Here is an 18,539-nt window from a genome sequence, read left to right on the forward strand (position 1 = left end):
GGGCGTCCCCTAACGCCCCGTCATCACGAAGTCGTACGCCGCCCGGGCCGTGAACTCCGCCTGCCCGCCCCGCACCAGCAGCCCCGCGCCGGCGAACGCCGGGTCGTCGGCCGTGCCCGGCACGTAGGGCACCGCGACGCACCGCATCCCGGCCGCCTCGGCCGCCGCCGCGCCGGGTGGTGCGTCCTCCAGGACGACGCAGTGCGCCGGCTCGACCCCGAGCCGGCGCGCCGCCTCCAGGAACACGTCCGGGGCCGGTTTGCCCCGCTCGACCTCCTCGGCCGACACCAGCGTGGTGAGGTACGCGTCCAGCCCCGTCCCGCCGAGGACCGCCTCGATCGCGGTGCGCGACGAACCGGACGCGACCGCCATCGGCACGCCCTCCGCGTGCAGCAGCTCCACGAACACCCGCATCTCGGGGAACACGTGGGTCGCGGCGCGCGCCAGCTCCAGGTAGTGCCGGTTCTTGCCCGCCAGCAGCTCCTCGATCGGCGCGTCGATCCCGTACTCCTCCTTGAGGATCTCCAGCGTCTCGCGCGTCCCGATGCCGATGAAGTCGGTGTGGCGCTCCCAGCCGAAGTCCGTGACGCCGTAGCGCTCCAGGAGCCGGCGCCCCGCCTCGTAGTAGTTCGGCTCGCTGTCGACCAGCGTGCCGTCGAGGTCGAATATGACGGCGGTACGAGAAGTGCTCATGGCCCCAGCATGCCAAGCCGTCCCCCGGCGCCCCTCACCCCCGCCGCCGGCCGGCCGACCGGCCCACCGCCTCCACCAGCGGCAGCAGCCGGTGCGGCACGCGCTCGCGCAGCGCCATCTCCGTACGCGTGCGCACCACGCCCGGGAGCTGGATCAGCCGCTGGATGACGTCCTCCAGGTGCCCGTTGTCCCGAGCCACGACCCGGGTGAGCAGGTCCCCGCCGCCGGTGATCGAGAACGCCTCGACGATCTCGGGGATGGCGGCGAGCGCGTCGCCCACCTCGTCCAGGTGCCCCTGGGTGACCTCGATGTGCACGAACGCGAGCACCGGGTGCCCGAGCGCGGCGGGGGAGATCACCGGACCCGAACCGGTGATCACGCCCTCGCGCTCCAGGCGGTCGAGGCGGGCCTGGAGGGTGCCGCGCGCGATGCCGAGGATCCGCGCGTACTCACGCACGCTGGTGCGCGGCTGCTCGATCAGCAGCCGGAGGATGCGGGTGTCCAGCTCGTCGACCGCCATGGCCCCTCAGCCCCCTTCTGGTACGGCTTTCCCTGGGATCACCGTACCAATGGCCCACCCTTGGCTCCCTTGCCGCCCAGCCAGGACGGCGACCACCAGTTGGCGCGTCCGGCCAGCTTCATCACGGCGGGGACCAGCAGGCCACGGACGACGGTCGCGTCCAGTACGGCGGCCAGGGCGAGCCCGACGCCGACGGCCTTCAGGAAGACCAGCCCGGAGGTCGCCAGCGCCACCATGACCACCGCCAGGATGGTGGCCGACCAGGTGAACAGGCGGGCGGTACGGTCCAGTCCGCGGGCCACCGCCGTCACGGTGTCCGCGCCCGCGCGGCGCTCCTCGACGATCCGGGACAGCAGCATGCACTCGTAGTCCATGGACAGGCCGAACGCGACGCAGAAGGCCACCACCGGCAACTGCACGTCGAGACCGCCCGTCGTGACGAAGCCCCCCACCAGCCACCGCAGATGGCCCTCCTGGAAGATGTAGACCAGCGCGCCGAAGGTCGCGCACAGGCTCAGGGTGTTCAGCACCAGTGCCTTGACGGCCAGCACGGGCCGCCGGGTCAGCCCCAGGACCAGGGCGAACATGGACGCGCCCACCAGCGTCAGGGCCAGGCCGAGCCGGTCGCCGATCGCCGCGCGGACATCGGCGACACGGGCGGCGAACCCGCCCACCTGCGCGCGGACCGGCGCCGGCACGTCCCGGATCGCCTCGACGCGGTCGGCGGAGGCCGGATCGCCCGGCTCGCCGGCCGTGGCCACCGACAGGTACGCGCCCCGCGCCCCCGCACCGGGCGGCGGCACGAAACGGGCGGCCGACGGCGAGGTGCGGGCGACCAGCCGGCCGTCGGCGTACGTCCCGGTGGCCGTGTCCACCCGCTCCACACCCGCCACGCCCGAGACCCGGCGGGCGTACCGGTCCAGTTCGCCGGCGCGGGAGCGGGCGTCGAAGCCGGGCAGGGCGATCGTGGTCGCCCCGACCGGCGAGTCGGGGAAACCGGTGCGCAACGCCTGGCCGACGTCCCCGGCGGCGGTCCCGGCGGGCAGCACCCGGTCGTCGGACATGGTGAACCGGACGTCGGTGAACGGCAGGGCCAGCAGCACCAGCAGGCACGTGACCGGAATCCCCGCCGCCAGCGGCCGCCTCATGACCGCCAGCGCGATCCGGCCCCAGCCTCCCCGCGCCGTCGCGCGGTCCGCCCGCGAACGGCGGCGCCACCGGGCGAACACGTCCAGGCGTTCCAGCCGGTCGCCCAGCAGCGCGAGGACGGCCGGCAGCACGACCAGGCTGCCGGCGGCGGCCATGACCGTGACCGCCACGCCCGCGTACCCGAGGGAGCGCAGCAGCGGGTGCGGGAAGACCAGGAGGGCGGCCATGCTGCACGCGACCGTGCCGGCCGAGAAGGCCACCGCCCGGCCGGCCGTGCGCAGCGCCGTGTGCAGGGCCCGGGCGGTCGTCGCGCCGCCCAGGCACTCCTCCCGGTACCGGCTGACCAGGAACAGGCTGTAGTCGATCGCCAGCGCGAAGGCGAGGGCGGTGCCGATGTTCAGCGCGTACACCGAGACCTCGGTGAACTCGGTGAGCCGGCGCAGCAGCGCCGTCGTGCCGAGCGCCGCGAAGACCCCGACCAGCACGGGCAGCGCGGCGGCCACCAGCGAGCGGAACACCAGCAGCAGGAGCGTCGCGGTGACCGGCAGGGCGACGAGCTCGCTCAGCCGCGCGTCACGGGAGGCCTGTCGGGCCACCTCGACGCGGGTCGCCGCCTCGCCCCCGGCCTTCACCTCCAGCGGCCCGAACCGTCCGGTCACGTCCGGCACCACGCGCTCGGCGGTCCTGCCCCGCTCGTGGTCACCGCCGCGCAGCCAGGCCAGCACCAGCGCGCCCCGCCCGTCCCGCTCCCGCAGCGCCGCCCTCACCGGCTCCGCCGCACCCGGCGTCCAGTACGACTGGACGCGCGCGACCCCGGGATCGGCGGCCAGCCGCCGCTCCACCAGCCGGCCGGCCGTGACGGAGGCGGGGGCGTCCGGGCCGCCGCCTCCCGGGGTGTCCGTACGGGCCAGCAGCACCAGATCCGGCCGGCCCGCCCCGAAGTCCCGCCGGAGGATCTCCTCCGCGCGCATCGACTCCGCCCCGGGCGGCACGATCCCGCCCGATGACAGCCGGCCGGCCACGTCGTGCCCGAGCAGCCCGGACAGGGCCATCAGCAGCAGCGCGAGTACGGACACGAGACGCCGGTGGCGTACCGCGAAGGGGGCGGGCGGACCGCCGGGGCCGTCGCCCCCGTCCGCCGGCGGCGTCGGCTTCGGGGCCGGGTCCGGCCTGGTCGTGGTCGTCATGTGCGCTCCCCTGGCACGGGTCCTGGCGGTGGCGCCAGGCGATCGGTTCGCTTCCCCCTTCTTCTTCGACCCCGGCCGTGCCCGCCCTTGAGTCGGCCATTGGCGCTGTCCACGAACTCCATCCCCCCGCCCCCCTGGGCCAATGGCCCGGTGGTATTCCGTCGAGTTGAGCCATCGGGCCGACGAGTGGTGTCATGGGGGTGTCGATGGCGCTGCGGATCCCGCGGCGCCTTTTTCATGCCGGAACGTCGAAGGGGCGGGAAAACTGTGCTGAAGAGGGTGTTCGTGGCTCCGGACCCGGGGCGGCTGCGACTGCGCAGCGCCACCCGGGCCGTCCTCGGCATCAGCGTGGCGGTGGCGGTGTGCGGACTCGCCGGGCACTCCCTCGCGGCGGCCATCACCGGTGGGCTCGCCGCGCTCCTCGCGCTCTTCACCGTCACGGACACCACGGTCCGGGGGCAGGTGGTCACCACGGCCCTGCTGCCCGTGGTCGGCTTCCCGGTGCTCGCCCTCGCCGCCGTCCTGCACGACCACCCGGTCGCCCGGGACGTGGCCTTCCTCGCCGTCATGGGCGCCGGGGTCTACGCCCGCCGCTGGGGGCCGCGCGGCCACTCCCTCGGTGTCTTCGCGTTCATGACCTTCTTTGTGACGCAGTTCCTGCACACCCTGCCCGGGCAGTTGCCCGAGCTGTACGCCGCGGTCGCCCTGTCCCTGCTGTGCTCCTCGGCCGTCCGGTTCGGCCTGTGGTGCTACGAGCGGCGCCTGCCGCCGCCGGCCGTCCAGGCGCCGGACGAGGGGCGGGGGCTGGCCCGTGTCACCACGCGCCAGGCGGTCCAGGCGACCGCGGGCGGTGCCGTGGCGCTCGTCATCGGCCAGATGCTCTCCGGGGAGCGCTGGTACTGGGCCGTCGGCGCCACCTGGTGGATCTTCGTCAACACCGCCTCCCGCGGCGAGACCCTGGTGCGCGGCTTCCGGCGGGTCCTCGGCACGCTGCTCGGCATCGCCGTCGGCCTGGTGGCCGTCGTCCCGCTGGACGGCGCCGCCGTGCCCACGGCCGTCCTGGTCGCGGTGTGCGTCTTCGGCATCTTCTACACGGCCGCCGTCTCGTACACCTGGATGATGCTGTCCGTGACCCTGATGGCCGGGGCCCTCTACGGGCTGCTCGGCGTGCTCGACCCGGCGCTGCTCGCCCTGCGGGCCCTGGAGACCGGGGCCGGGGCGATCGGCGCGGTGCTGGCCGTGCTGTTCGTGCTGCCCGTGACGACCCACGCCACCACGGACGCCTGGATCCAGCGCGCCCTGCGCTGCGTGCACGTCTGCACCGCCCAGGCCGCCGCCCGCCTGTCCGGCACCCCGGGCGCCGACCCGTCCCCGCACGTCGCCGAGCTGGAGGTACTCCTCGGCCGGGTACGGCTCTCGCTGGCCCCGCTCGTGCACCCGCTGAGCCCGCTGCGCGCCCGCAAGGCCCGCGCCCGGCAGGTGCTCGCGCTGCTCGACGCGTGCGCGCGGGAGGTACGGGGCCTCGCCTCCGTCGCGGCGGACCCCGAGGCGTCCCACGACGCCCGGCTGGCCGCCGCCTGCTGGCGGGTGGAGGCCGCCGTGGAAGCTCTCACGACGCCGGAGAAGGCACGTCAGGCCCGCACGGCACCCGCCGACGCCGCGCACGCCCCCGGGGCCGCGGCCGGGCTCGCGCGGACCGTACCCGCCGACGCCCCGCACGCCCCGGGAGCCGCCGCCGGGCCCGCGCTGGCGCACCTGCACAGCCTGGAACGCGCGCTCACCGAGCTCGCCGCGCCGCTGCGCACGTCCCCGCGGGAGCCGCTGATCGGCGCGTAACCCCGAACCCGGGCCCGACTTGGTCTAGACCTGCTAGCGTCGGCGCTACCGGGGTCGGGCGCGCCGACGTCGGGTCGGCGGGCGGAGAGGGGCAGCGCGGTGGTGGACGAGGCGGGGCGGGGCAGTGGGAGCGCGTACATCGGGTCGTTCACCTCGGCGGGAGGACGCGGGGTCGTCGCTGCCGCCGTGGACCGGGAGACGGGCGCGCTGACCGTCACGGGTGCGTCCGGCGCGGTGCCGGACCCGTCGTTCCTGATCGCCGCGCCCGGCGGCGACGTGCTCTACGCGGCCGGCGAGACGGAGGACGGTGCCGTCGCCGCCTTCGACGTCACGGGCCCCGCGCCCCGACTGCTCGGCGCGCCCGCGCCGGTACGCGGGACGCACCCGACACATCTGGCGCTCGTCCACGGACACGTGCTCACCGCCAACTACGGCTCCGGCAGCGTGAGCGCCCTGCCGCTGGGCCCGGACGGCGTACCGAAGCCCGCCACGGGCGTGCTGCCGCACCGGGGCAGCGGCCCGCACCCGGACCGGCAGGAAGGCCCGCACGCCCACCAGGTGGTGCCCGCCCCCGGCGGCCGCTGGGTCCTGAGCGTGGACCTCGGCACCGACTCCGTACGCGTCATCGCCCTCGACCCCGCGACGGGCGGGCTGACGCCGCACGGCGAGACCGCGCTGCGCCCCGGCAGCGGCCCGCGCCACCTCGCCCTCCACCCGTCGGGCAGCCACGTCTACGTCCTGGCCGAACTGACACCCACGCTCACCGTCTGCCGCTGGAACCCCGCCACGGGCACCCTCGCACCCGTGGAAGAGGTGGCCCTGCCCACGGACACCGTGAACTACCCCTCCGGGATCGCCGCCTCGCGCGACGGACGGTTCCTGTGGGCGGCCGTACGCGGCGCCGACACCATCGCCGTCCTGGCCCTCGACGAGAGCGGGGAGCGGCCCCGGCCGGTCACCGCCGTCCCGTGCGGCGGGCGCTGGCCCCGGGACCTCGCCCTGGACCCGGAGGGGCGGCGGCTGTACGTGGCCAACGAGCGCTCCGGCGACGTGACCTGGTTCGACATCGACCCCGCCACGGGCGTGCCGAGCCGGGCGGGCGCGATCCAGGTCCCGGCGGCCACCTGCGTGGCCTTCGCCTGACACGAAGGGCCCGCACCGGACGTCTGCCGGTGCGGGCCCCTTGCAGGCCTGGCCGGCCTCGTCAGCGGACCGGAGTCCCCTGCGGCTGCGGCGCGATGCCCAGCGCCGTCGTGTACTGCGACAGCACCAGCTTGCCGACCGCGGGGTACGCGCCCAGCGGCTCGGCCACCGGGCAGTCCGCCGCCTTCGCGGCGTCGTCCAGCAGGCCCTCGGCCAGCTCCGGGCCGATCAGGTACGGCGCGAGCGCGAGCTGCGCCGAGCCGGAGCCGCGCAACTGCTCGGCGACCGCCGCCACCGAACCCTCCTGGTCCAGCGCGGCCGCCATCACCGGGACGGCGAGCCGGGCGGCCAGCAGCATGCCGGTGATCCCGGCCGCCCGCACGGCCTCCTCGCCGCCGACCGTCGCCAGCACGATGCCGTCGGCCGCCGTGGCGACCGTGAACAGCCGCGCCCGGTCGGCACGGGCCAGCCCCGCCTCGGACAGGCGCACGTGCAGCGCCTCCGCGAGCAGCGGGTGCGGTCCCAGAACGTCGGTCGTCTCGGCGGCCGCGCCGCTGTCCGCGACGGCCTGCCGTATACGGTCCGTCAGCGCGCTGTCCGGGCCCGCCAGGAGCGGCACCACGACGGCGGCCGGGCCCTCGGGCTCGGCGACGTCACGGCCGGCGGCCTTCGCGAGCTCGTACCGCTCGACACGCAGCGCGGCGGCCCGCTCCAGGACGGCCGAGAGCGTGGGGTACTCGGAGTCGTCGCCGTCCAGGAAACCGATCGCGGCCTCCAGGCCGGGCAGCTCGGAACGAGCGATGCTCACGACCTCTTCGGCCAGGCTGCGGACAGCGGCGGAAGGGGCGCCGGGAACGGCGAGAACGAGCGCGGGCGCGCCCTCGGGGGCCGCCACGGGTTCAGGGCGACGGTGCCGCCCGGACTGTCGGGGTCGCGGCATTCGTACAGGCAGGCCGGAAGCGGGCCCAGTGGGGGAGCTCATGGCGCCGCATGCTACTGGCTTTACCTGTTCCGACGCTTGGGGAGGGGGCGGTCAGGTGCCCTCTGTCCAGCTATGTCCGATCAGCGAGAGGGAGGGTGGGGTGCCCTCTGTCCGGCTATGCCCGATCGGTCGGCTGGAGGGTGGTTGTGTCCAGCATGCCCGGCTCGCGAGGCAGCAGGAGCGTGCCCGTGGCGAGGGCCGCCGCGACGGCCACCGCGCCGTCCAGCGGATCCCCGGCGGCGGGCACCGTACGCGCGGACGGCAGGTGCTCCGCAAGCTCGGCACGCAGCGGTACGAGGAGCGGGTCGCCCATCTTGAACAGGCCACCCGTCAGCGCCACTTCGGGCTCGTCGTGGCCGGGCGGGCAGACGGCAGCCGCCGCCTCCGCGATGTGCCGGGCGGCCGCCGCCAGGATGCCGGCCGACACCGGGTCGCCGTCCGCGTGGCACCGGGCGACCTCGGGCGCGAACGAGGCCAGCACGGCGGGCCGGTCGGCGCGCGGGTAGAGCAGGCCCGGCAGCGTCGCCGGGGGCCCGAACAGCGCCTCGACCCGCGCCAGCAGCGCCGCCGAGCCACCGCGCCGCCCGTCGTGGGCGCGCATCGCCGCCTCCAGCCCGGCGCGGCCGATCCACGCACCGCTGCCGCAGTCGCCCAGCAGGTGCCCCCAGCCGTCCGCGCGGCGCCAGCCCGACAGGTCCGTGCCCAGCGCGATCAGGCCGGTGCCCGCCGCCACCACCGCCCCCGGCCGCTGCCCGAGCGCCCCGGCGTACGCGGTTACGGCGTCGGCCGCCAGCGCCAGCCGGCCCACCCCCAGCGAACGGCGCAGCGCCTCCGGGAGCGTGGCCCGCAACTCGTCCCCGAGCGTCGCCATCCCGGCCGCCCCGACCGCCACCGCCGCGAGCCGGCCGCCCCCGGCCCGCCCGAGCAGCCCCTCGGCGGCGGGCAGCAGCCGCTCCAGCAGGTGCGCCGCGTCGATCCCGCCCGCCCCGGTGCGCACCGGCTCCCCGAACTCCACGCAATCCACGACCCGTACGCCGCCGCCCTCCGCGGCCGGCTCACGTACCGCCGCGAGCGCCACCCGCAGACCGGACCCGCCGGAGTCGGCCCCCAGCACCCACCCCCCGTCCGGGGGAGGCGTCACGGCAGCCGCCAGTCGATCGGCTGCGCGCCCTGCCGGACCAGGAGCTCGTTCGTCCGGCTGAACGGCCGCGAGCCGAAGAAGCCCCGGTCCGCCGACATGGGGGAGGGGTGCGCCGACTCGATCGCCGGAAGGTCGCCGAGCAGCGGGCGGAGGTTGCGGGCGTCCCGCCCCCACAGCACGGACACCAGCGGCTTGCCGCGTGCCACGAGCGCCTTGATGGCCTGCTCGGTGACCTCCTCCCAGCCCTTGCCACGGTGCGCGGCAGGCCGGCGCGGCGCGGTGGTCAGCGCCCTGTTGAGCAGCAGCACCCCCTGCCGGGTCCACGGCGTCAGGTCCCCGTTGGAGGGCCGGGGCAGCCCCAGGTCGGAGTTCAGCTCCCGGAAGATGTTCTCCAGGCTGCCCGGCAGCGGTCGCACCTCCGGCGCCACGGAGAAGCTCAGCCCCACCGCGTGCCCCGGTGTCGGGTACGGGTCCTGTCCGACGATCAGGACCCGCACCTCGTGGAACGGCTGCTGGAACGCCCGCAGGACGTGCGGTCCGGCCGGCAGGTAGGTGCGCCCGGCGGCGATCTCCGTGCGGAGGAAGTCGCCCATGTGGGCGATGCGTTCGGCCACCGGCGCGAGGGCGTCCGCCCAGCCCGGCTCTACGATTTCTTTCAACGGTCGTGCTGCCACGGCAGGTCACCCTACCGGCCGATCAACAGCACGCCTCACACCGAACGTTCCGGGGATCGTCCGCCTGCCGTTCGGGATGGCTACCGATCGGGGATGCTGAGCTCACCGCCGCGCAGGAAGGCCTCCCGCTCCTCGACGACGAACGGGGCCATGGCCTCGCGCCGCTGCTTCTCCGCCTCGGACTGCCGCCAGTTGTCGCACGCCTCCTTGGACTCCCAGAAGGACACTCCGGTGATCTCCTGGCCGTCCTCGGACCAGAACGCGAACGCGCGGATCATGCCGTCCGGGTGCGCGCCCGGGCGCCAGGCCCGTTCGAACTCGTCCAGGGTGCCCGGCTTGATACGGCGGGTCGTCGTCCAGACGAAGTGCCTCTCCATCGCAGCGACCTCCTCGGCCTGATCGGCGGGCCGGCGTCCCGGTGCCGGCGGCCTCCCAGACCACCGTAGGGCCGTGGCGCCGCTTCCGCCTCCCTGGCCCGCTTCCGCCTTCCGGGACCGCTTCCGCCTGCCGGGCCTATTCGCCGATGCGCAGCAGGGCGAGGGTGATGTTGTCGGGCCCTCCGGCGTCCATCGCGGCTTTCCACAGCTCGAAGGCGGCCCTGCCGTCGCCACGGTCCCGCAGCAGGCTCTCCAGCTCGTCGTCCGGCACCGGATCGGTCAGCCCGTCGCTGCACACCAGGAAGCGGTCGCCGGTGTCCAGCGGGGAGGTCGCCACATGGGGCGTCACGGCGCTGAACGCGTAGCCGCCGCCGAGCGTCTGGGTGACGGCCGACGTGGTGCGCCGCCCCGGCGCCGGCGGCGGGCTGTCGTCCACGCTCACCTGGCGGAGCCCGTCCTCGGCCGCCCGGTACACCTTGCTGTCGCCGACGTTGAACGTCAGCAGCGAATCCTCCAGCACCACGGCGCCCGCGACCGTGGTCCCCATGGTCACCAGCTCGGGATGGCCCTCGGCGGCCGAGTACACCGCGCGGTTGCAGTCGTCCAGGGCCTCACGGACGGCGGCCTCACCGTCCAGGGACGGACCCAGCGAGGCGAGCCGGCGGACGACCAGGGAACTGGCCACCTCGCCGGCCGGCTGCCCGCCCAGCCCGTCGGCGACCGCCACGACGAGCGGGGTGCCCAGCGCGAACACCAGTGACTGGGGGTTCTCGGTCTCGGTGCCGCACAGGGTCCACGGCCCGACGACGAGGCTGTCCTCGTTGTGGTCGCGGAGCAGCCCGGAGTGGCTCAGGGCAGTCACGGCTGTGTACCGCACGGGCATCGACCGCCTCTCCGCGACGGCAGGGGCGCCCCTCACCCCCATTGTGACGCCCGAGCCAACCGTGACGCCGCCGGAGGAGCCGCCGGTGGCCGTCACCTGCGGTCACACGCGCCGCCGTGACGCCGCCGGTGGCCGTCGCCCGCGCCACCCCCGACCATGGGGGAAGGCGGTGAGGCAAGGCCGTGAGGGAAGGCGGTGACGGAGCATGCCGGCCCGTGTACCGGAGGCCGGACCCGTGGCCCTGGGCGACGTCGTCCGGGAGCTGACCTCGCGCGCCGACCCGCGGCGCCTGCGCCGGGACGTCGAGATCCTCGCCGACGGCCCGCGCAGCCGGACCCGCGCCCCCGGGGCCATGCTGCGGGCCGAGGCGCATGTGGCGGCCGAACTGGCCGCGGCGGGCCGGCCGGCCGGGCGGCAGCCGTTCGACGTACGGTGGCGCCCGGGCTCCACCGACCGGCGCGGTCACCGGGCGCTGCCCCTGCGGTTCCGCCTGCACCCGCGGCTGACCGGTGCGAACCTGCTGGCCGAACCACCGGCCGGCGTCCGCCGCCCGACCGTCGTCGTCGGAGCCCATCTGGACACCGTCGACGCCGCGCCGGGCGCCGACGACAACGCCTCGGGCGTGGCCGCGCTGCTGGAGGTCGCCCGGCTCCTCGGCGGGATGCCGAACCCCCCGGACGTCACGTTCATGGTGTTCGACATGGAGGAACTGGGCCTTATCGGCTCCCGGTTCGCCGCCCAGTGGCTGCGCCGCAACCGCGAGGTCACGGGCATGATCTGCCTGGAATCGGTCGGGTACTTCACGGCCGAAGCCGGCAGCCAGCGGATGCCGCCCGGGTTCGGCACCGCCTTCCCCCGCGTGGCCACCGCCGTCCGCTCGGCCGGGCTGCGCGGCGACTTCACCCTCCTGGTCCACCGGCGCTCCACACGGGCGGCGGCCGCCCTCTGGCACGGTGCCGCGCGGGCCACCGAGCCCGCGCTGCCCTGCGTCACCCTGTGCGACCCCCGTCCCCAGGGCCCACTGGGCGCCCTGGCCGGCCTGGCGGTGCCCGCGCTGGCCCACCTCGACCGCAGCGACCACGCGGCCTTCTGGAACACGGGCATCCCCGCCCTCATGCTCACCGACACGGCGAACTTCCGTAACCCCCACTACCACCGGCCCACCGACACCCCCGACACCCTCGACTACCGGCGTCTGACGGCGGTCGCCGTCGCCACGGCGGCCACGGTCACCGCGATGATCCCCGGCGTGCCCCCTCGGTGATGCCGGAGCACCCTGGAGGTATGCCCCGAGCCAACGAAGAGGTCGAAGCGCTGCTCCAGGAGTACGCCGACCTCATCGCCATCACCGGAGGCGACGCCTTCAAAGCGCGCGCGTACGAGAAGGCGGCCCGAGCCATCGGCGGCTACCACGCCGACATCGCCAAGCTCGACGCCAAGGGCCTGAAGGACATCCCCAACGTCGGCAAGTCCATCGCCGAGAAGGTCGTCGAGTACCTGCACTCCGGCCAGGTCTCCACGATCGAGGAGACCAGGGCGTCGATCCCCGCCGGCGTCCGGGAGCTGATCACCATCCCGACGCTCGGCCCCAAGAAGGCGATGGTCCTCCACGAGGAACTGGGCATCACCTCCGTCGACCAGCTCCTCGACGCCATCCACCAGGAGCGGCTGCGCGACCTGAAGGGCTTCGGCGAGAAGACCGAGGCGAACATCCTCCACGGCATCGCGCTCATGCAGAAGGCCGGCGAGGGCCGCATCCTCATCAGCGCCGCCATGGACGTCGCCGAGCAGATCGTCGCCGAACTGTCCGCCATCTCCGGCTGCGCGCGGTGCACCTACGCCGGGTCCCTGCGCCGCATGAAGGAGACCATCGGCGACATCGACATCCTGGTGGCGGCGGAGAAGTCGGCGCCTTTCATGGACGCCCTCGGCGCCCTTCCGCACACCGCCGAGGTCATCGCGCACGGCGAGAAGAAGACCTCCGTCCGCACCACCAAGGGCCTCCAGGTGGACCTGCGCGTCCTGCCGCCCGCCTCCTGGGGAGCGGGACTCCAGTACTTCACCGGGTCCAAGGCCCACAACATCAGAACCCGCGAGATCGCCGTGCGCCACAAGCTCAAGCTCTCCGAGTACGGACTCTTCGACGCCGAGAGCGGCGACATGATCACCTCCGAGACGGAGGAGGACATCTACGCCCGGCTCGGCCTGCCCTGGATCCCGCCCCCGCTGCGGGAGGACCGGGGCGAGATCGCGGCAGGGCTGCGGGACGAGGTGCCCGACCTGGTCCAGGACGGCGACATCAGGGGCGACCTGCACACCCACACCGATCTCACCGACGGCCTCGCCCCGCTGGAGGACATGGTCGCCGCGGCCGCCGCACGCGGCTACGCCTACTACGCGATCACCGACCACGCCCCCAACCTGTACATGCAGCGCATGACCGACGAGAAGATGCTGGCGCAGCGCGAGCGCGTACGGGAACTGGACCGCGAGCACCACGGGATGCGCCTGCTGCACGGCACGGAACTCAACATCGACCCCGACGGCGAGGTCGACTGGCCCCCCGACTTCCTGGCGGAGTTGGACCTGTGCGTGGCCTCCGTCCACTCGCACTTCAACCAGAGCAGGCAGGCCCTGACGCGCCGGCTCATCCGTGCCTGCGAGAACCCGTACGTCGCGATCATCGGCCATCCCACCACCCGCCGGATCGGCAAACGCCCCGGCCTGGACGCCGACTTCGACGCGGTGTTCGAGGCGTGCGCGGCGACGGGCACCGCACTGGAGATCAACGCCCATCCGGAGCGCCTCGACCTGCGCGACGAGGACATCCTCCGCGCCAAGCGGTACGGCGTGAAGTTCGCGGTGAACTCCGACGCCCACTCCGTCACGCACCTGCCGTACATGCGGTACGGAGTGGGAACCGCCCAGCGTGGATGGCTGACGAAGGACGACGTCATCAACACCTGGCCCCTGACGAAGCTGCGCCGCTTCCTGCGCAAGGGCGGTTCCCGGTCGACGTAGAGACGTAGAGACGTAGAGACGTGTGGGCGACGCGAAGCGGCCGTCAGCCGATCACCGCCGCCCGCACGCACAGCACATCCGGCAGGTGGGACGCCAGCAACTGCCAACTGTCGCCCTCGTCGGCGCTCGCGTACAGCTCGCCGTTGCGGTTGCCGAAGTAGACACCGGCCGGGTCCGCGTCGTCCGTGCACATCGCGTCGCGCAGCACCGTGCCGTAGTGGTCGCCGTCCGGCAGGCCGGCCGACAGGGCTTCCCACGTGCCGCCCGCGTCGCTCGTGCGGTAGACCCGGCACCGCCGCTCCGCCGGTACGCGGTCGGAGTCGGCCTGGATGGGGAAGACGTACGCCACATCGGCGCGGTGCGGGTGCGCGGCCGCCGCGAAGCCGAAGTCCGAGGGCAGGCCCGCGCCGATGTCGGTCCACTTGGCGCCCGCGTCGTCGCTGCGGTACACCCCCCAGTGGTTCTGGAGGTACAGCCGGTCCGGGTCGCCCGCGTCCTGGGCGATCTTGTGCACGCACTGTCCGAACACCGGGTTCGGGTCCGGGAGGAAGACCGCCGACACCCCCTGGTTGGACGGCGACCAGCTCCGGCCGCCGTCCAGGGTGCGGAACACCCCGGCCGTGGACACCGCGACCGTCACGGCGTCCGGGTCCCTGGGGTCCGTGACGACCGTGTGCAGTCCCTCACCGCCGCCGCCCGGCACCCACTGCGACCGGGTCGGGTGGTCCCACAGCGGGCGGACCAGCTCGAAGGTCTCCCCGCCGTCCTCGGAGCGGAACAGCGCGGCGGGCTCGGTGCCCGCGTACACCACGCCGGGCGCCGCCGGCCCGGCCGGGTGCAACTGCCACACCCGCTCCAGCGAAGCCCCCGTATCCTTCGGGAACTTGACGGCCGGCTGCGCCGGCTCCGTCCACGTCGCCCCCAGGTCGTCGGAGTGGAACACCGAGGGGCCCCAGTGCGTGCTGTCCCCTCCGACGAGCAGCCGGGGCGTGGTCCGGCGCATGTCGATGCCGATCGAATAGACGGCCTGCGCGTTGAACTGCGGTCCCTCGAACTCCCATCGGCCACCACGCCTGCGGCCGATGAACAGTCCCTTGCGGGTGCCTACGGTCAGTAGTACGTCGGTCATCGCCGACACCTCCTGGACGCCTTTGTCGCGGATACGGGCCAGTCTGCACCCACCCACTGACAGTGGCGCCCGGACGCGGCGTTTCCCCAGGTCAGACCGAGCGGTGGTACTGGTCCGGCACGTGTACGTCACCGCCGAGCTCGCGCGCCGCGTGCCGCGCCCAGGACGGGTTGCGCAGCAGCTCGCGGCCCAGCAGCACCGCGTCCGCCTCGCCGTTGGCGACGATCTTCTCCGCCTGCCCGGCCTCGGTGATCAGCCCGACGGCGGCGACCGGCAGCCCGGTCTCCTGCTTCACCCGCGCCGCGAACGGCACCTGGTAGCCCGGGCCGACGGGGATGCGGACGCGCGGCGCGTTGCCGCCGGTCGACACGTCGAGCAGGTCCACGCCGTGCCCCTTGAGCAGCGCGGCGAAGCGGACCGTGTCGTCGGCCGTCCAGCCCGCCTCCTCCAGCCAGTCGGTGGCCGAGATCCGGAAGAACAGTGGCAGCTCCTCGGGCCACACCTCCCGTACCGCGTCCACGACCTCCAGGGCGAAGCGCGTGCGGTTCTCGAAGGAGCCGCCGTACTCGTCGGTGCGGTGGTTGCTGTGCGGGGAGAGGAACTCGCCGATCAGGTAGCCGTGGGCCCCGTGGATCTCCACGACCCGGTAGCCCGCGTCCAGCGCCCGCCGGGCCGCGGCCGCGAACTGCCCGGTGATCACGCCGATCTGGTCCCGCGTCAGCTCGTCCGGCACGGGGTGGCCGTCGTCGAAGGGCACCGGGCTCGGGGCGACCGGCTGCCAGCCGTGCGCGTCGGCGCCCACGGGGGCGCCGCCCTTCCAGGGCTGGTCCGTCGACGCCTTGCGCCCGGCGTGGCCGATCTGGATACCGGGGACCGTGCCCTGGCTCTTGAGGAAGCCGGTGATCCGGCGCAGCGCCTCGACCTGGGTGTCGTTCCAGATGCCGAGGTCGTACGGGCTGATCCGGCCCTCGGGGGAGACGGCGGTCGCCTCCTGCAGGATCAGGCCGGTGCCGCCGGCGGCGCGGGCCGCGTAGTGGGCGAAGTGCCAGTCGTGCGCCACGCCCGCGTTCGGGCCGAACGCCTCGGCGCTGTACTGGCACATCGGTGCCATCCAGACGCGGTTGGGGACGGTCAGCGACCGCAGGGTGCGGGGCTCGAACAGTGCGCTCACGGCGGACTCCGTTCAGGGTGGGGCCGGGCGGGGCCAGGCGGGCCGGTGTACGGCTCATACGATAACCATCGTAGTACGGCGCCTGTCAAACTACGAGGGTTCTCGTACAATGGAGGAACCCGATCGATCTGGAGCCGCCGTGACCACCGCCACCAGCCCGCGCGAGCTCGCCCACCCCGCGCGCGACGAGATCCGCCTCGAAGGCGTGCTTCACGCGCTCTCCGACCCGATGCGGCTGCGGGTCGTACGTGAACTGGCGGCGGCCGACGCCGAGGTGGCCTGCTCGTACATCGAACTGCCGGTCACCAAGTCGACCACCACGCACCACTTCCGCGTCCTCCGCGAGAGCGGCGTCATCCGCCAGTGCTACCGGGGCACGGCCAAGATGAACGGCCTCCGCCGAGAGGACCTCGACGCGCTCTTCCCGGGCCTCCTGGACACCGTCCTCGCCGCCGCCGAGAGCCAGGCCGCCCGCGAGGGCGACCACCCGGCCACCGCCTAGAGCGCGACCGGGTGCCGGCTCACCCCTGCCCCGCCGCCGACAGGAGGCCGGACCAGTCGGGGATCTTGACCGAGCCCCGGCCCAGGGTGCGGCCGAGGGCCGCCTCCGCCTGTTCGATGGACAGCCAGCCGGGCCACTCCACCGGCCGGTGGCCCCACGCGCGGAGGGTGGCCAGCGGGTCGTCCGCCACCGCCCGCCGGGCCAGCGCCGGGGCGTCCGCCAGGAGCGACGTGGCCGTCTCCTTGGCGCACGGCCGGTTGGTGCCGATCACGCCGGTCGGACCGCGCTTGATCCACCCCGCCACGTACTCGCCCGCCGACGGCACCCCGTCCCGCAGCACCCGCCCCGCCGCGTGCGGCACCGTCCCGCGCGTCGCGTCGAACGGCAGCCCCGGCAGTGGCACGCCCCGGTACCCGACCGCCCGCAGCACCAACTGGGCCTCGATGTCCTCGTACGCCCCGGTCCCGCGCACCCCGCCGGTACCGTCCGGAACCGTCCGCTCGAAACGCACACCGGCCGCCCTGCCGCCCTGCTCCAGCACCTCCACCGGCCTGAGGAAGAACCGCACCCGGATGACCCGCTCCCGGGGCTCCCAGCCGGTGCCCTCCGCCCAGGCGCGCACCACCTCCACGTTGCGCCGGTTGACCGCCGGGAGCCCCGCCGGGTCGGCGTACGCCGGGTCGAGCGCCAGGTCCGAGGGGTCGACCTCGACCCTGGCCTGGGGCAGCGCACCCAGTTCCCGCAGCTCCTTGGTGGTGAACTTGGCCTGCGAGGGGCCCCGCCTGCCCACCATGTGCACCTCCCGCACCCGGCTCGCGGCCAGCGCGCCCAGCGCCGTCTGGGGGACGTCGGTGGGGTGCAGCTCCTCCGGGCCGCGCGCGAGGATCCGTGCGACGTCGACGGCCACGTTGCCGACGCCGATGACCACGGCCGAGCGGGCGCCCAGCACGAATCCGCCCGCGGCGGCGTCCGGGTGCGCGCTGTACCAGGAGACGAAGTCCGTGGCCGAGTAACTGCCCGGCAGGTCCTCGCCCGGCACGCCCAGCCTGCGGTCCCGTGCCGCGCCCACGCAGTAGACGACCGCGTGGTAGAGCTCCAGCAGCCGCTCGGGGGTCAGGCCGTGCGCGCCGACCTCGACGTTCCCGATGAACCCGACCCGCTCGTGCTCCAGGACCGTGCGCAGGTTGTTCTGGAGTGACTTGATCTTCTCGTGGTCCGGCGCCACCCCGTAGCGCACCAGCCCGTACGGGCATGGCAGCCGGTCCAGGACGTGCACGCGCACGTCCGGTACCGCGGTCTGCTCGACGAGGGACTGGGCCGTGTAGACCCCGCTCGGCCCGGAACCGACAACGGCGACACGAAGCACGGCTGCGCTCCTTCCCGCAGGGACTCCCAGCATCGCATCGCCGCGCCGACTACGGGAGGTGCAGTGCGTACGGACGCGTGCGTACGCCCGCGTGTCACATGGAACGCATGCGGTTGATCTCGGCCGTCTGCTGCGCGATCACGTCGTTGGCCATCTCCTCCACCTGGACGTTGTTCCCCTCCGACAGCGCCTCGGTGGCCATCGTGACCGCACCCTGGTGATGGGTGATCATCAGCTTCAGGAACAGTTCGTCGAAGGCCTTCCCCCGCGCGCCGCGCAACTGGGCCATCTGGGCCCCGGTGGCCATGCCGGGCATCGTGCCGTGGTCGTGGCCCGGGTGGGTCGTGGGGCCACCGTTGTTTTTCAGCCATCCCCGCATCGCACCGATCTCCGGCTCCTGCGCCGCCGCTATCCGCGCCGCCAACAGCTTCACCTGCGGCGACGCGGCCTGCTTCGCGGCGAGTGCGGTCATCTCCAGCGCCTGGCCGTGGTGGACGATCATCATCTGCGCGTACGTGAAGTCCGCCGAGTTGGGCGTGTCCGGCGGGACGGCCTTCCGCGCCTCCTCCGGTGACAGCGTCCGAGCGGGTTCGCCCGGCTTCCCGGGGGCCACCACCGCCGGGCCGCCAGTCCCGCCGCCCGCCCTGGCCTGCGGTTCGTCCCCCGTTCCCGAGGGTGCCGACTCGCAGGCCGCCAGGGCGAGTACGGCGGTCACGGCGGCCGCCACCGCGACGCTTGTGGTGCGCTTCAACACGAGGACCTCCA

17 protein-coding genes are annotated in these 18,539 nt (G+C 74.4%); 5 read left to right on the top strand and 12 right to left on the bottom strand.

What is annotated here, in order from left to right:
• Positions 1 to 9: 9 nt before the first annotated feature.
• From AB0J57_RS05520 to AB0J57_RS05530, 3 genes are read right to left on the bottom strand one after another with little or no spacing between them, the layout of a single operon-like run.
• Positions 10 to 693: an HAD family phosphatase gene (locus AB0J57_RS05520; protein ID WP_366126670.1), complete on the bottom strand. Its 684-nt coding sequence runs from the start codon at positions 691 to 693 to the stop codon at positions 10 to 12.
• A gap of 34 nt (positions 694 to 727) precedes the next feature.
• Positions 728 to 1,213: an Lrp/AsnC family transcriptional regulator gene (locus AB0J57_RS05525; RefSeq protein WP_366126671.1), complete on the bottom strand. Its 486-nt coding sequence runs from the start codon at positions 1,211 to 1,213 to the stop codon at positions 728 to 730.
• 38 nt (positions 1,214 to 1,251) lie between these two features.
• A complete protein-coding gene (locus AB0J57_RS05530) occupies positions 1,252 to 3,549 on the bottom strand; it encodes an MMPL family transporter (RefSeq protein ID WP_366126672.1) in 2,298 nt (765 codons plus the stop codon).
• 267 nt (positions 3,550 to 3,816) lie between these two features.
• On the opposite strand from AB0J57_RS05530, the gene AB0J57_RS05535 reads away from it, so the two are divergent.
• Entirely contained in the window at positions 3,817 to 5,385 is a 1,569-nt protein-coding gene (locus AB0J57_RS05535; RefSeq protein ID WP_366126673.1) for an FUSC family protein, read from the top strand.
• Positions 5,386 to 5,484: 99 nt separating this feature from the next.
• Positions 5,485 to 6,528, top strand: a complete 1,044-nt coding sequence (locus tag AB0J57_RS05540) for a lactonase family protein (RefSeq protein ID WP_366126674.1) — start codon at positions 5,485 to 5,487, stop codon at positions 6,526 to 6,528.
• Positions 6,529 to 6,589: 61 nt separating this feature from the next.
• Here the strand turns inward: AB0J57_RS05540 and AB0J57_RS05545 are convergent, their stop codons facing one another.
• From AB0J57_RS05545 to AB0J57_RS05565, 5 genes are all read right to left on the bottom strand, one after another.
• Complete coding sequence (locus AB0J57_RS05545; RefSeq protein WP_366126675.1) at positions 6,590 to 7,510, bottom strand: hypothetical protein; 921 nt, start codon at positions 7,508 to 7,510, stop codon at positions 6,590 to 6,592.
• Between the two features lie 115 nt (positions 7,511 to 7,625).
• Positions 7,626 to 8,651, bottom strand: coding sequence for a BadF/BadG/BcrA/BcrD ATPase family protein (locus tag AB0J57_RS05550; RefSeq protein WP_366126676.1), 1,026 nt, complete (start codon positions 8,649 to 8,651; stop codon positions 7,626 to 7,628).
• A complete protein-coding gene (locus tag AB0J57_RS05555) occupies positions 8,648 to 9,325 on the bottom strand; it encodes a uracil-DNA glycosylase (RefSeq protein ID WP_366126677.1) in 678 nt (225 codons plus the stop codon). Before AB0J57_RS05555 ends, AB0J57_RS05550 begins: the two co-directional genes overlap by 4 nt.
• Before the next feature lie 80 nt (positions 9,326 to 9,405).
• Entirely contained in the window at positions 9,406 to 9,702 is a 297-nt protein-coding gene (locus tag AB0J57_RS05560) for an antibiotic biosynthesis monooxygenase (protein ID WP_366126678.1), read from the bottom strand.
• A gap of 136 nt (positions 9,703 to 9,838) precedes the next feature.
• Positions 9,839 to 10,585, bottom strand: a complete 747-nt coding sequence (locus AB0J57_RS05565) for a PP2C family serine/threonine-protein phosphatase (RefSeq protein WP_366126679.1) — start codon at positions 10,583 to 10,585, stop codon at positions 9,839 to 9,841.
• Positions 10,586 to 10,790: 205 nt separating this feature from the next.
• Here AB0J57_RS05565 and AB0J57_RS05570 point away from each other — a divergent pair, with 205 nt between their 5' ends.
• Positions 10,791 to 11,849 carry a M28 family peptidase gene (locus tag AB0J57_RS05570; protein ID WP_366126681.1) on the top strand — a complete coding sequence of 353 codons (1,059 nt, stop codon included), beginning with the start codon at positions 10,791 to 10,793 and terminating at the stop codon, positions 11,847 to 11,849.
• A 20-nt stretch (positions 11,850 to 11,869) separates the two neighbouring features.
• The gene (gene polX / locus AB0J57_RS05575) at positions 11,870 to 13,606 is read left to right on the top strand and encodes a DNA polymerase/3'-5' exonuclease PolX (protein ID WP_366126682.1); all 1,737 of its coding nucleotides are present in this window, start codon (positions 11,870 to 11,872) and stop codon (positions 13,604 to 13,606) included.
• A gap of 43 nt (positions 13,607 to 13,649) precedes the next feature.
• Here polX and AB0J57_RS05580 read toward each other — a convergent pair whose 3' ends face one another.
• Both AB0J57_RS05580 and AB0J57_RS05585 read right to left on the bottom strand, forming a co-directional pair.
• Positions 13,650 to 14,735, bottom strand: a complete 1,086-nt coding sequence (locus tag AB0J57_RS05580) for an exo-alpha-sialidase (protein ID WP_366126683.1) — start codon at positions 14,733 to 14,735, stop codon at positions 13,650 to 13,652.
• 91 nt (positions 14,736 to 14,826) lie between these two features.
• Positions 14,827 to 15,906, bottom strand: coding sequence for an NADH:flavin oxidoreductase/NADH oxidase (locus AB0J57_RS05585; protein ID WP_366126684.1), 1,080 nt, complete (start codon positions 15,904 to 15,906; stop codon positions 14,827 to 14,829).
• Positions 15,907 to 16,045: 139 nt separating this feature from the next.
• On the opposite strand from AB0J57_RS05585, the gene AB0J57_RS05590 reads away from it, so the two are divergent.
• The gene (locus AB0J57_RS05590) at positions 16,046 to 16,408 is read left to right on the top strand and encodes a helix-turn-helix domain-containing protein (RefSeq protein WP_366126685.1); all 363 of its coding nucleotides are present in this window, start codon (positions 16,046 to 16,048) and stop codon (positions 16,406 to 16,408) included.
• Between the two features lie 19 nt (positions 16,409 to 16,427).
• Here the strand turns inward: AB0J57_RS05590 and AB0J57_RS05595 are convergent, their stop codons facing one another.
• Both AB0J57_RS05595 and AB0J57_RS05600 read right to left on the bottom strand, forming a co-directional pair.
• The gene (locus AB0J57_RS05595; RefSeq protein ID WP_366126686.1) at positions 16,428 to 17,774 is read right to left on the bottom strand and encodes an FAD-dependent oxidoreductase; all 1,347 of its coding nucleotides are present in this window, start codon (positions 17,772 to 17,774) and stop codon (positions 16,428 to 16,430) included.
• Positions 17,775 to 17,868: 94 nt separating this feature from the next.
• Positions 17,869 to 18,525: a DUF305 domain-containing protein gene (locus AB0J57_RS05600; protein WP_366126687.1), complete on the bottom strand. Its 657-nt coding sequence runs from the start codon at positions 18,523 to 18,525 to the stop codon at positions 17,869 to 17,871.
• Positions 18,526 to 18,539 lie beyond the last annotated feature (14 nt).

It is taken from the genome of Streptomyces sp. NPDC049837 (genome assembly GCF_040674455.1).
Lineage (GTDB): Bacteria > Actinomycetota > Actinomycetes > Streptomycetales > Streptomycetaceae > Streptomyces.